Raw genomic sequence first — 12,577 nt, forward strand, 5'->3', positions numbered from 1 at the left:
TAGACCAATTATAAGAATAGGCCATTAGTGTTGCACTTAACTTGACAATTGAGGTTTTTTTAAATACTGTGGTTTTTCTTTATAATAAACGGACATTAAAACACTAAAATCAGCTATTTTCATCTAGAACCGTCTCCAGTAATTACCACGCGAATGGTATCAAAAAAAATCAATAAGTCTGTAGTAAAACTGATATTGTGAATATAATACATATCATTTTTTAACTTTTCGGCCGGAGTATCATCATAACCACCATGAACTTGGGCATAACCACTAAGCCCAGGCTTCACTAATAAGCGTTGCTCAAAACCTGCTACATTTTCACTAAATTGTTTTGTAAAAACAGGTCGTTCCGGGCGCGGACCAATTAAACTCATATCCCCTTTGAAAACAAGAAGTAGTTGTGGTAATTCGTCAATACGTGTTTTTCGCATAAAGCGTCCCACTCTCGTGACTCGTGAGTCTTCTTTTTGTGCCCACATTGCTCCGGTTTTCTCTTCCACATTACTATACATGGATCGTAATTTGATAACCGTGATTTTTTCACCCATTAAACCCACACGCTCCTGACAGTAGAAAGCCTTACCAGGTGTTTCTATTTTGACAAGTATCATGAAAATAAAAATCATAACACCCCCTGGAATTAGTAATAACGTTGAAAAAATAATATCCAACAAACGTTTTAACAGTAAATAATTACAATGAACAGGCTTGTCAAGTTTTTCTATAAATCATTGGTCTGATAAAAAGTCATCTACTTTACTAGCGACTCCTAAATGAGTTACATGATTTTCCATGTCTGGTCTCCCCTAACAAATGATTTCCAATACTCTTTTAATCCATCTGCGATATCAAAGCGTGGTTGGTAACCAATCTTGCGCAACTTGTCGATATTCGCGAAAGAATTCCTAATATCACCTGGACGCTCTTTTTTGTGTACAACTTTCAATTCTCGTTGTGTTATTGATTCATATGTCTGAATTACCTGATTTAAACTTGTATGCGTACCAGCACCAACATTAAAAACTTGATGGACAACATCACTCTCCTTTGTTAGCAGATATAGCGCCTGGATAACATCTTGAATATAGACATAATCTCTTGTTTGTTCACCGTCGCCAAAAATAGTAAACGTAGATCGATGCAAAACTGATTGTGTAACCAGTGATAGAACTCCCGAATAAGGCGATTTAGGATTTTGTCGAGGGCCATACACATTAAAAAACCGAACGGCCACTGTTGGAATATCATAAAGCTTGCCGTAGTCAATTACGAAACGTTCAGTTGCAAATTTATCAATTGCATATGGAGTCAATGGGTCAACTAAAGATGTCTCATACTTTGGTAAATCTTGGACATTACCGTACACTGCTGCTGAAGAAGTATATAAAATTTTCTTAACCTGCAGTTTCTTTTTTCGAATTATTTCTAAAATAAAGATGTTCGCTTCTTGATTAATTTGATGCGTTTCGTATGGACGCGCAACCGAGTCAGCCACACTGGCTACTGCAGCTAACAGGTATATATAATCAAAGTCTTCCGTCATTAATAAATTTTTTATGAATTCATGATCAGTTATACTGTGCTCATAAAACTTTAAGTGGCTAGATGTTTGCAGGTTACTTTTAAGTCCCATCGACAAATCATCAACAACAACTACTTGATCATTATCTTCTATTAATCTATCTACTAAGTTTGAACCAATAAATCCGGCTCCACCAGTCACTAATACTTTACTCAATTTTCATCTTCCTAATCCTCAACTAAACTTTTCAACCTTGTCAGAAACTGAATAAATTTTCGAACCCTAATTTCTCTATTCATGACCGTATCCGTATCCATATCCGTACCCATATCCATCTCTAGGTACCATATCGTTCAGTACATACCCAAGCAAATTAGCATGTACCATCTGCAACAACTCAACGGCCCGAGTAATAGCAGTCTTCTGAGCAACACCCTGACGCACAACAAGTACAACACCATCAACTCTAGCAGCCAAAACTTGCGTATCAGTAACTGACAGTAACGGCGGAACGTCCAGCAATACCAGATCATATTCAGCTTCAACACTGTCTAAAAGTCGTTTCATCCGGTTTGAATTAAGTAACTCGGCCGGATTTGGTGGAATTGGACCGCTTGTGATGACTTCCAAATTATCGATTGCTGTTTGTTGAGTTACTTCATGAAAATCAAGGTTATTGGATAAGACTGACGACAAACCGCGTCCGTTAACCAAGTCAAAGGAGGATTGAACGCTGGGCCGTCTTAAGTCAGCATCAATGAATAATATTTTCTTTCCTTGCTGTGCCCAAGTTACTGCTGTGTTTGCAGAAACCGTCGATTTTCCTTCACTCATTCCTGAGGAAGTAAATAATAGCGTTTTGATCTGCTTATCCACCGATGAAAAATCAATGTTGGTCCGTACGGTTCGAAACTGTTCTGAGACAACGTTTTTGGGTTCCACTGCGGTCACCAATTTAACGCCATTAATTATTGAATCATCTGATTGCTTCTTCTTTCGCCTAAATAATGCCATAGTTTTCACCCTCTTATATCCGTACCCTACGTCTTGACCGTTTTTCATTCTCTTTGGAAGATTCTAAGGAGGACTTAGTTTTTTTAGTGCGAATGCTTGCTATGTGACCCAAGTTTGTTAAACCGAGCGTTTCAGTCAAGAAATCATCATCCTTAACCGTGGTGTCAGTCAGTTCTTTAATAAAGGCATATCCAATCCCAGCCAAGAATCCCAACACTAAACCTGCTAACGTAATCAATGTTGTCTTTGGTGACGTTTTGTCATTATCGGCAACAGCCTTTGACACGATTGTTACATTGTTAACACTCATAATGCTTTTGATTTTGGACTTGAACACACTAGCTGTTTCGTTCGCAATCACAGCCGCTTCCTGCGGATCTGTACTTTCCACGCTGAGTGCAAACACTTGCGAGTTCTGTTGGTTTGAAATTGAAATCGAGTTCTTCAAATCATCAACCGAAATATCGTACGAATTCCCAGTTGATTCAATCACAGCTGGCTTAGCAGCCTTCACTAACTTTTTCTTGCCCGTATAAGGATTTTTTTGTAAACTGCCTTTTGAGCTTTCCGTACCACCTTCTCTGGATTAGCCAAGTTATGTTTAACTTGCTTCAAAATAACTTCATTAGTGATGAGATCCTTATAAGTGCTGATCATCTGTACGTCAGCCTGCTGGTCCTGATATTCCGCACCAGCAACACTGCTATCACTTTTACGATTCACCAAAATCTGTGCTGTAGACGTATACTTTGGTGTTATCACGAGCTCAGCAACTCCAAACGCAATAACTGAAAACCCAATCGTACATAAAATAATAAAACGTAAATGTTTTCGCAAAATGCCAAACATCTGTCGTAAATCTAAGGTGCTTTCCATACGCTTCCTCCGACTTTAAATCTGATTTTTCCACCATTTTCCAAATATTCTAGTAATCGTAAAGAACTAAAGCCCTTCATCGATCCATTCCATTCCAATTAACGAATCACAAGAACAATTGCCCATAAACCAAATCATTTTTTTGCCGGGATACCAGTAACTACGCAAAGCCTTTAATTTGGTCGAAAAAAATCGGAGAATTTTTCAATCCCCCGATTCGCTGTCAATTATTCTGACACCGTCACATGCTTCAAGCCTAAGCTATTCCGCAACTTGTTTGATACGCGTTGCTGTTCCGTCTTGGACACGACTTCAAAGTCTTGTCCGCCGATTTCTTTGCCTACACCTTGTGCATGATCCGATGTTACATTTTTTCCTGCTTTACGATAGTTCAATGCTAGTTTCACCATGTCTGAACGTGTTAAATCAGTTTTCATTTCGTCTGAAATAGAAACTAAGAAGTCACTATTCAAAACTGTCTTGTAGGAAACTGATTTATGAAGCAGCGCCGAAATCACTATGCGTTGCCGCGTTTGACGACCGTAATCGCCTTGCGGATCATCATACCTCATTCTTGAGAAGGCCAGCGCTTTTTTACCATCCATGTGATAAGTCGTGCCCTTCTTGAATGTGTACCCTTCGTACGTAAACGACAGTGGTGATTGTACATTAACGCCCCCCACGGCATTAATGGATTTCTTCAGACCACCCATATTGACTAACAAATAGTAGTCAATTGGTACTTTAAAGTAGTCCTGAAGTGTTTCAATCGTTTCCTTCGTGCCACCATATGTATAAGCGGCATTGACCTTTGCCGGTGAGTACTGCGAAAAGCCAGGCAAGTTGACTTTCATGTCACGCGGTAAACTCATCATCGTGGTCTTATTGGTCTTTGGATTAATCGTCATGATCATGATGGTATCCGTCCGACCCTTATAACTTCGTCCCATTGCGCCAGTGTCCGTTCCCAATAACAGAATTGAAACCGGCTTGTTCTTGCCGATTACATTGCTGGCGCTTCGAAGCTTTGGTGCACCGGAGGAATTGTAAATGACCTTCGATGTCTGTGAAAGTTTATGCCAACCGTACATCGCGTATGCAGCACTTACCACAATTAGAGCGATAAACACACCGAGTATCGTTCGCCAAATGATTTTTCGGCGTCGATGATGATGGTGGTGGTGGTGATGTCGGTGGTCATATGGGCGATGATCTAATTCATTTTCGGATTTATCTGTATCCACAGTTTTCACTCCTCAGTGCCCCCAATATTAAATATAGGCCACTTCTTAAATAATACTTAAATACTAGTCCATTTTTCCATCATTTTCCAACAACGTCAAGTCAATTTGTTAAATATCTCTAAAATATTTTTAGATTTTGATAGATTATAAAAAGTATTAGTTATGTACCAATTCACGAATAAAGCGTTTAATTGCACACAATCTTATTCGTATTTTGTTAAAGTAAGTCACTTCATTTATCAGGCTGTATTGTCATAACTGACAGTTTTTTACGGACACTACCGCCACGATTTGTTGGTTATAAAAAATGCCTAATCAGCTGATAACTGACTAAGCATACCAATCAAAACATTTTAGTTATTATTCAATAATGTCGATTAATATCCGTTTACGGCATTTACAACGTTAAAACAAGCCAAATCGTTTCTTTTTGTTCGGCTTAATTGGCCGCAACTGATGCGGCAGGACTGGGTCGCCGTTAATGATCGACTTAGCGTTCTCCTCAAATTCATCCGCCAACGCATCACCTAAATCACCGCGAAGTTTCGCGAACGCTTCGCGCATTTCATACTTGCGCCCCGGCAAATCGTGGGCGTCAGAGGCAAACAAGTACCCCTGTCCAGCCGCAATCAATTGCGCGCTGAAGGTCTGTACCTTGCTCCCGAACGTGCCAACATAACTGCTGGCCGTGACTTGCGATAAGCATCCTTTTTCTAACAGATTCAGGATTAATTCTGGGTGCCTCATGATTTTCGTATTACGCTCAGGATGCACGATAACGGGAATGATTCCCCGCTGTTGCAGCTGATAAATCATATCATTGGTATAGGCCGGTACATCATCATCCGGAAACTCCAACATGAGGTAGTGGTTCGATTCATCCGCAAACAAAATATCGTTTTGATCCAGCGCCGTCAGCAGGTCACCGTTGATGCGCACCTCCTGACCAGGAAACACAGTCAAAGCGATATTGTTCTGCTTGAGCGCCTGCTGAAACTCTGTGGTCATCCGAATCACATCCTCACGATGGTTCACGTACACCCCGTTCATATGGTGCGGGGTCAATAGTGCGTAGTCCACGCCGTTCTCAACCGCCTGCGTTGCTAACCGCAATGAGGTCGACATATCCTTAGAGCCGTCATCGATACCTGGCAGCAAGTGACAATGAAGGTCAATCAAATCAATCATCCTTTCAAACTTAGGGTTTAACCATTGACTGTTATGAGCGGTCGGCGTGACAGCAAGGCTTAGTTTGTCGGTTCGGCAGCGCCGTTGGTTACTGGTAATTTGTTAACAGTCAATTTAACACCAATGTGTCCTTTTTCTGTATGATTAGCTTACCACACAAGCTTCAAAGGGTCATCCTAACCTGGCAACGATCAAGCAGATTTTCAACGTTTCAATAGTGCCGTTCGCTAGTGCACTAAGGTCATCGATAAATCTTAAGTTAAGCAACTATCTTCTTCGCCTTGGATCCATATAAGTGACCCTGACTTCGTAGCGCATTATCGGGATGAATAATATTTCAGAACACTTCAATCTAGTGACAACCTAGTGACAACGAATCAAGCTAGTTATCAGCGCCACCCGCCTGTTGAACTGCCCTCACCTGCGCATACACCGCAGCCCCAGTCATCCCAGCCCACGGTCCCAACTCTGCCGGCACCACATCGCAAGCCTCGCGGGCCACCTTTAGTGCATGGTGGGCAACAATCGCCCGCGCCGGTCCCAGCAACCGCTCGCCAGCCTGCGCTACCCCGCCGCCGATGATCACGCGCGCCGGATTGTACAGGTTGATGGCGTTGGCCAGCCCAAATCCCAGCATCTCCGACGTCTCTCGCATTGTTTCAATGCAAACCGCATCATGCTTGTCGTACCCAGTCGAGATCTGTTCAGCGGTCAGGCTGCTGAGATCACCAGCCGTCCACTGGGAAACGATACTCTTCTCGCCCCGCTGGAGATGGTCGCTGACGGTCGCCACCATGCCACGTGCCGACACGTAGCGGCCAAAACAACCGCTGCTGCCACAAGCACAGGGCCGGCCACCGTGTCGCACCATGTTCATGTGGCCCAGTTCCACCGCACTGTTGGTGGTGCCATACATCATTCGCCCATTTGTGATCATCGCTGCCCCCAAGCCAGTGCCCAGCGTCACCATGAGGACGTCCTGTTTGCCGCGACCAGCGCCGAACTGCCATTCGCCATATAGGTTCACCCGCACGTCGTTGTCCATGAAAGTTGGGATGTGAAAGGCTTGCTGGACCGTGGTCACGACTGGCACGTTGGCCCAGTTGCTGAAATTAGGTGAAGCAATGGAGAGACCGTGCTGGATATCCATTTGTCCAGGCACACCGAGGCCGATTGCTTGGATATCGTTTGGCGTTACTTGGTTCTCGGTCATCAAGCGATGGAGACCCGCCAGTAAATTTTTCATAACCACCCCGCTGCTGGTCATCGATTCAGTTGGCACCTTCAGTCGTGCCACCGGCCGTAAGTCATCCGTCAGCAAGCCCAATTTAATGAACGTGCCACCCATGTCTGCCCCAATGTACATGATTCCTCACCTTATCCTTTTATTCGCGCTGTTAAGCGGTTACAGTTTCTTTCCATTATAATGCATTTATCCCGCGAATCACCGGCAACTTAAAAACCGCCTGACGAGCTTTCAGCAAGTCGGGCGGCAAATTAGCGGGTATAATAACAGCAATAAGGAGGTGGGTGTGATGAAGATGAACAGAATCGTAATTGTGGGGCTCGCTGCGGTCACCCTCGGCGTCAGTGTCCCGGTGATCGGCCACGCCAAAGCCCTGCCCGGTCTCACCTCCCACTACTGGTGGCACCCCCGCCACATGCATGTGCGCAAACCAGTGACTGCGCTGAAATTCAGCGGGCTGGTACCGGATAGTCTGCAGAAGCCGATTGCTAAGAAGCGGTTGAAAGTTGGCACCGCCATTGTTGTTCAAAGCGGCGGGCTTGAATGGGACTGGAACGTTGCTGGGCGCGGGATGGTGAATAATCGGAAGCAGTTTTGGATGGTTCAGCGGACTGGAAGCGGGTGGATGAGGCAGTAATAGGTAGCGAGTCGACTCACCGTATGCGTGTCCTTTACTGATCTGAATCTATTGGCACATTATTCAAAATTTTTAATCTTCGTGACAAAAAAAATTATTCTAAGTTTTACTTTCTCTAATGCAGTCTACAACAAATGGAGCTGATAGTATATTATCAGCTCCATTATGTGTACATATTTTGAACATACAATTACATATTAATACGGCGGGATATTAGTTCCTAACGAAATTTCGTTCAAAATGAAATCATTTCTGAAACTAAGAACTTACTACTCTAAAAACATTGATTCGTAGAAATGATTCACACGAATCGTCTCAGTTTGTCAAAATTGTGGTCAGTAAAGTGTCTTTCATACTTTGAAGACTTGTTAATTGGGTATTTAATGCATCCCGCTGTTGAGTCAAAGCAGTAAACTCTTGATTTTTTTCATTAATTAAGTCCTGATAATGTTGTGGATCATGGTTAACTCGTTTGATTGCAGCAATCTCATCTTGCATTACTTGGAGAGTATTGGAAAAATTTTCTTCCTCTAGAGATAGTGCATATTCAGCGTTTGTTTTTTCTTCTGCAGTCTTTGCAGTAACCACCGCCACTTGAAGTGCCTTAACTCTATTCTGGATGGTATCTAAACTAGGCATTTTGTTCTTGTTTTCAACATAGTTTAGCCAATAGTCTATAACATCATCCTGCATTTGAATACTTTCTTTGTCGACTTTGTCCATCTGTTGCTCAAGTTGTGCTATTTCAGTCTGTAGCGCAGCAACCTTCACACTGACAGCTTTATAGTTTTCTTTTGCTTGTCGAATTTTAACCGTATCTCCACTTGTTGGCTGAACACTTGTTGGTAATTCAGTGGTTTTGGTTGTGGTTGGGTTAGAGATCACATTCTGAGTTTCTTGCTTACTCGATGAATCAACTGTGTTATTAGTGGTTTTTCGGGGAATCCCCACATACATTTTTATTGAATGATACCCTTTTTTACTAACCGTGACGCGATAATGCGCGCCAACTTTAAGTTTATATTTGAGTGAAACTCTAACTCGCCCTTTCTTGTTAACTGTTCCACTACCATATAAGATTTTATATCTTGTGACCTTCACTTTTGCCCCTGGTGTCGCCTTCCCAGTCAACACCTTACTGGCGCTGGTCGGTGTAACAATCTTAGCAGCCACAGATTTCACCTTCGCCTGCGCTGGCAAACTGCTAAGTGCAAATACCGCCGCAACGGCTGGTATCAAAATCCCTTTATTCATGTCAATACTCCCTGTGTATCAATTTTTTGGAACTTTATTAGTTTACCTGAAAGCGTTTTGACTGGCTATCGTTTTGTCACAATTCTCACAATATTGTTAATAATGATATAACTTTTAATTAATGTACATTAAAACAAAGATAAATAAAAGACGCCGACCTTTTTTCGGTCAGCGTCTGATTTTGCAATATTGAGATACAAAAAATATCCATTTAGGCACAACAAGCTGGGCAACAATCCGTGAGTGACCAAATTTGATGTCAGTAAGGTTGAAACGATTTAATGTACCGTTTTGAATAATTGGGTATGCAAGGTATCTATTTTTCCATCAAAGTCGTTTGCGACTTGGTCGGTTGTCAACAATCAGAATAAAGCACAGTATTTGTATCTCTAATAAGTGTTAACACTCGCAATCATCCGGCAAGCAATCACACTCAATATGCTCTGGCGCACTCTTAGCCTTCTCAGCGAGTTTTGCCTGCAACGCCGCAATATCTCCCTGACTTAAAGTGGTGTTCGCCACCAGATCCAGCAAGGTCGTTCCCCGCTTCATCGCACAGAGGTTATCAAACAACTGTTCAGCTGTCGTGTTCATCGCGGTGGACTCGGAAACGGTGGCGTTGTACTTGAAACGCCGGTCTTCGCGGGTCGTTTCCAGCATGCCTTTGTTCACAAGGCGTCGTAACAACGTTTTGACGGTGGAAGCGGACCACTGCCGTTTGTCCTGCAGCATATCAATGAGATCACGGCTGTACGCACCATTCTTAGTCCAAACAATGCGCATGACTTCCCATTCAGCGGGTGAAATTTCTGCTACTTTCGTTTCGTCCATGGTTGGATCCTCCGTTTCGGTTTAATAATTATACGTAGTGTAACGCCTTTCGTTTACAATTGTCAACAGAACAGTTTTCCTGTCTTTGTCTACAAACTAGTGTACCGCATTTTGTGTCTATTTGGTATGGCTGCCGGTTTCGGAAGCTTGTGAAATCATGTGGTTCCAAACTGAAAACCCTGCGACCTAGGGAAACGATAGCCATCATTATCAGCTATTGTTGATGGAGTATACCAATATCGTTTAGCAGGTTCTTAAACAGATGTTTATCAATGTGACGCATGCTTACCAATTTCTCATTTAGGTGAGCTAATGCCTTGTGTGCAATGCATTTATTCGTATAATGACAGTTAAGGGAAATCACCCCGAGCACTCACAAGGAGGAGATATTCATATGGTTAAAGTAGGTATTAACGGTTTCGGTCGAATCGGTCGGTTAGTGTTGCGACGGATCCTTGAACTCAAGGATCCGGACATTGAAGTGGTTGCCATCAATGATCTGACCACCCCATCCATGTTAGCTTATCTGTTCAAGTATGACTCCACCCACGGCACCGCGCCGTACGACGTTTCCGCCACCGATGACTCCCTAGTCATCGACGGCCAGCAGTTCCGTGTGTACGCTGAACGGGATGCCGCCAACATTCCTTGGGTCAAGGAAAACGGTGTTGAAATCGTCCTTGAATGTACCGGGTTCTACACCAGTGCTGAAAAGTCTCAGGCCCACCTGGACGCCGGTGCTAAAAAGGTGCTGATCTCCGCCCCAGCCGGCCCGATCAAGACCATTGTTTACGGCGTCAACGATGACACCATCACCGCAGACGACCAGATTATTTCGGCTGGTTCTTGCACCACCAACGCGTTGGCACCAATGGCGTACTTCTTAAACAAGCATTTCGGCTTGGAAGTCGGCACCATGACCGTCATCCACGCCTTCACCAGCTCCCAAATGATTCTCGATGGTCCTAAGGGCAAGAAGCTGCGGCCTAACCGGACAGCTTCGTCCAACACCATCCCTCATTCAACTGGGGCTGCTAAGGCCATCGGCTTAGTTATTCCAGAACTGGACGGCCATCTTCAAGGCCACGCACAACGGGTTGCCGTTATCGATGGGTCCGTTTGCGAACTTGTTTCTGTGCTGGGTACTAAGGGCGTCACCGCTGACCAAGTCAACGATGCCATTAAACCGCACACGGAAGACAACGACTCCTTCGGCTGGAACGAAGACAGCATTGTTTCATCTGACATCATTGGCGACACCCACGGCGGCGTGTTTGACCCAACTTTGACCGAAGTCACCACAAACGGCGACTTCCAGGTGGTCAAGACCGCTACTTGGTTCGACAATGAATACGGGTTCGTATCCAACATGGTACGGACTGCTAAGGCGTTTGCTGAAAAGTAGATGCGCTTTGACTGATTGTATTTTGATTTGAATGATTGCAGGCAATCGCCGGTTGGTGATTGCCTTTTTGTTTAGTACGGCGCTTTTTGTGCTGGCTTATGGTTATCCCCAAGGTTTTTATGAGCCAGTATTGAGGAACCATATTTGCTGGGTCAGTTTACCTAGTAAACGAATGCCGTATGCTGACTACGTTAATAAAACGAGGGTGCGTTAAAAGTCGGGACCTCATTTTATTAAAAAGTGTTAGTGTTTCGCCTGTAAGGTCAAGTCGATAATCAATCACACCGTTAACCAGCTTAACTATACCCAAAAACACCATTCACCCGGATCATCTCAGTCCGAAGGCATTGTGCTTCCAAGCATTGTCTTGAACGTTGATTCTGTTTTCCTACAAACACTTTCTATCTCAACTAATCGCAGTAGTCCACGCGGTACCTGCCGCCTGGTTGCAAACTGGTTGCTGACCCCATCACGCCCATCTGTCGGCTGATTGCCACTGAAGCGCAATGCTTGCACCTGCATCCTTCGCATCAGCACGCAAAATTACTGGAAATATTTACAATAAATCGGGTTAACCATTCTATAGCGATTCATTACTGTGCTCAATGACAAACGAACCTATTAAAGATAACGAGGTTTCGTTTCCAGACACTTTACTAATACTGTGTATAAGGTATAATGGTGCCACCAACCAATAAGGAGACCCAAAAATGAAAATCACCAGCCCTACTACCACCTTTACCATCCCAGACGAATACGGCTGCAATGCTGCACCATCACAGATCACCCATGGGATTAACCCCTACTCATTTCCCTTCGGTGTAACTGACATTCCAGCCGGTACCAAGTATCTTGCAGTGACACTACAGGACTTTGATACCATTAAACTGTTTGGCTTTACCTACATCCACTGGGTCCTCACTGACGTCCCCGTTACAGGCGACACCGTAGACTTCCCAGCTGATTTTAGCCAAACGACACTTGCACCCCAGGGCTTCAATAGTAATCACTCCGCCATGAAACAACGTACCGACCCAGAGTGGGACACCTATGATAACCATGTAAATCTAGAAACCCACTATACCGGCCCGCGGCCACGATTTGGTACCCATAACTACCGAATGAACGTCTATGCCTTGAAAGAGGCAATGGGCTTTGATCAAGGCGCGTTCGATCTGGCCGATGTCATGAACAAGCTTGACGGCTTGGTGGTTGATCACGCCGCCCAGAATTTCCCATACGAGCGGAAGATCCCAGTCGAGAAATAACTTAAAAGGCCCAGCGTCCTGAAGCGTACGCTGTGCGATAATCCCTTTATGGTTGTCAGATGAAATACAATAATTCATCTGATGATTAT

The 12,577-nt window shown here is 43.9% G+C and carries 13 protein-coding genes; 3 read left to right on the forward strand and 10 right to left on the reverse strand.

Features of this window, described 5'->3' with window-relative positions; all coding sequences use genetic code 11:
- Window positions 1–119 precede the first annotated feature (119 nt).
- The 8 genes from FC82_RS05855 to FC82_RS05885 form a co-directional block, all read right to left on the reverse strand.
- The gene (locus FC82_RS05855; protein WP_268873497.1) at window positions 120–677 is read right to left on the reverse strand and encodes a sugar transferase; all 558 of its coding nucleotides are present in this window, start codon (window positions 675–677) and stop codon (window positions 120–122) included.
- Window positions 678–781: 104 nt separating this feature from the next.
- Window positions 782–1,741 carry an NAD-dependent epimerase/dehydratase family protein gene (locus tag FC82_RS05860; RefSeq protein ID WP_056996466.1) on the reverse strand — a complete coding sequence of 320 codons (960 nt, stop codon included), beginning with the start codon at window positions 1,739–1,741 and terminating at the stop codon, window positions 782–784.
- A 75-nt stretch (window positions 1,742–1,816) separates the two neighbouring features.
- On the reverse strand, window positions 1,817–2,539 hold the full coding sequence (locus FC82_RS05865) for a CpsD/CapB family tyrosine-protein kinase (protein WP_054762722.1): 723 nt from the start codon (window positions 2,537–2,539) through the stop codon (window positions 1,817–1,819).
- A 13-nt stretch (window positions 2,540–2,552) separates the two neighbouring features.
- Window positions 2,553–3,053 (reverse strand): YveK family protein, encoded by a 501-nt coding sequence (locus FC82_RS17135; protein ID WP_235809185.1) that lies wholly within the window; start codon window positions 3,051–3,053, stop codon window positions 2,553–2,555.
- Window positions 3,053–3,415, reverse strand: a complete 363-nt coding sequence (locus tag FC82_RS17140) for a YveK family protein (RefSeq protein ID WP_235809186.1) — start codon at window positions 3,413–3,415, stop codon at window positions 3,053–3,055. Before FC82_RS17140 ends, FC82_RS17135 begins: the two co-directional genes overlap by 1 nt.
- Window positions 3,416–3,642: 227 nt before the next feature.
- Window positions 3,643–4,659, reverse strand: coding sequence for an LCP family protein (locus FC82_RS05875; RefSeq protein ID WP_056996470.1), 1,017 nt, complete (start codon window positions 4,657–4,659; stop codon window positions 3,643–3,645).
- A 405-nt stretch (window positions 4,660–5,064) separates the two neighbouring features.
- Window positions 5,065–5,838, reverse strand: coding sequence for a tyrosine-protein phosphatase (locus FC82_RS05880; protein ID WP_175279898.1), 774 nt, complete (start codon window positions 5,836–5,838; stop codon window positions 5,065–5,067).
- A 391-nt stretch (window positions 5,839–6,229) separates the two neighbouring features.
- Window positions 6,230–7,213 carry an ROK family protein gene (locus FC82_RS05885; protein WP_054762718.1) on the reverse strand — a complete coding sequence of 328 codons (984 nt, stop codon included), beginning with the start codon at window positions 7,211–7,213 and terminating at the stop codon, window positions 6,230–6,232.
- A 169-nt stretch (window positions 7,214–7,382) separates the two neighbouring features.
- Here FC82_RS05885 and FC82_RS05890 point away from each other — a divergent pair, with 169 nt between their 5' ends.
- Entirely contained in the window at window positions 7,383–7,730 is a 348-nt protein-coding gene (locus tag FC82_RS05890; protein WP_054762716.1) for a hypothetical protein, read from the forward strand.
- A gap of 315 nt (window positions 7,731–8,045) precedes the next feature.
- On the opposite strand, the gene FC82_RS05895 is transcribed toward FC82_RS05890, so the two are convergent.
- Together FC82_RS05895 and FC82_RS05900 are read right to left on the reverse strand one after the other, a co-directional pair.
- Window positions 8,046–8,984, reverse strand: coding sequence for an Ig-like domain-containing protein (locus FC82_RS05895; RefSeq protein WP_056996467.1), 939 nt, complete (start codon window positions 8,982–8,984; stop codon window positions 8,046–8,048).
- Window positions 8,985–9,383: 399 nt separating this feature from the next.
- Complete coding sequence (locus FC82_RS05900; RefSeq protein WP_054762708.1) at window positions 9,384–9,815, reverse strand: CopY/TcrY family copper transport repressor; 432 nt, start codon at window positions 9,813–9,815, stop codon at window positions 9,384–9,386.
- A gap of 394 nt (window positions 9,816–10,209) precedes the next feature.
- Between FC82_RS05900 and gap the strand changes: the two genes are divergently transcribed.
- Together gap and FC82_RS05910 are read left to right on the forward strand one after the other, a co-directional pair.
- Window positions 10,210–11,220: a type I glyceraldehyde-3-phosphate dehydrogenase gene (gap, locus tag FC82_RS05905; RefSeq protein ID WP_056996468.1), complete on the forward strand. Its 1,011-nt coding sequence runs from the start codon at window positions 10,210–10,212 to the stop codon at window positions 11,218–11,220.
- A gap of 710 nt (window positions 11,221–11,930) precedes the next feature.
- A complete protein-coding gene (locus tag FC82_RS05910; RefSeq protein WP_056996469.1) occupies window positions 11,931–12,488 on the forward strand; it encodes a YbhB/YbcL family Raf kinase inhibitor-like protein in 558 nt (185 codons plus the stop codon).
- The last annotated feature ends 89 nt before the right edge of the window (window positions 12,489–12,577 follow it).

This window comes from Secundilactobacillus collinoides DSM 20515 = JCM 1123 (assembly GCF_001435975.1).
In the GTDB taxonomy this organism is placed as follows: domain Bacteria; phylum Bacillota; class Bacilli; order Lactobacillales; family Lactobacillaceae; genus Secundilactobacillus; species Secundilactobacillus collinoides.

What these genes read in the sequence shown, in the direction of transcription:
- gap (WP_056996468.1), top strand. Translation starts at nt 10,210, where the DNA reads ATGGTTAAAGTAGGTATTAACGGTTTCGGTCGAATCGGTCGGTTAGTG.
- FC82_RS05885 (WP_054762718.1), bottom strand. Translation starts at nt 7,213, where the DNA reads ATGTACATTGGGGCAGACATGGGTGGCACGTTCATTAAATTGGGCTTG.
- FC82_RS05910 (WP_056996469.1), top strand. Translation starts at nt 11,931, where the DNA reads ATGAAAATCACCAGCCCTACTACCACCTTTACCATCCCAGACGAATAC.
- FC82_RS05865 (WP_054762722.1), bottom strand. Translation starts at nt 2,539, where the DNA reads ATGGCATTATTTAGGCGAAAGAAGAAGCAATCAGATGATTCAATAATT.
- FC82_RS05900 (WP_054762708.1), bottom strand. Translation starts at nt 9,815, where the DNA reads ATGGACGAAACGAAAGTAGCAGAAATTTCACCCGCTGAATGGGAAGTC.
- FC82_RS17140 (WP_235809186.1), bottom strand. Translation starts at nt 3,415, where the DNA reads ATGGAAAGCACCTTAGATTTACGACAGATGTTTGGCATTTTGCGAAAA.
- FC82_RS05895 (WP_056996467.1), bottom strand. Translation starts at nt 8,984, where the DNA reads ATGAATAAAGGGATTTTGATACCAGCCGTTGCGGCGGTATTTGCACTT.
- FC82_RS05890 (WP_054762716.1), top strand. Translation starts at nt 7,383, where the DNA reads ATGAAGATGAACAGAATCGTAATTGTGGGGCTCGCTGCGGTCACCCTC.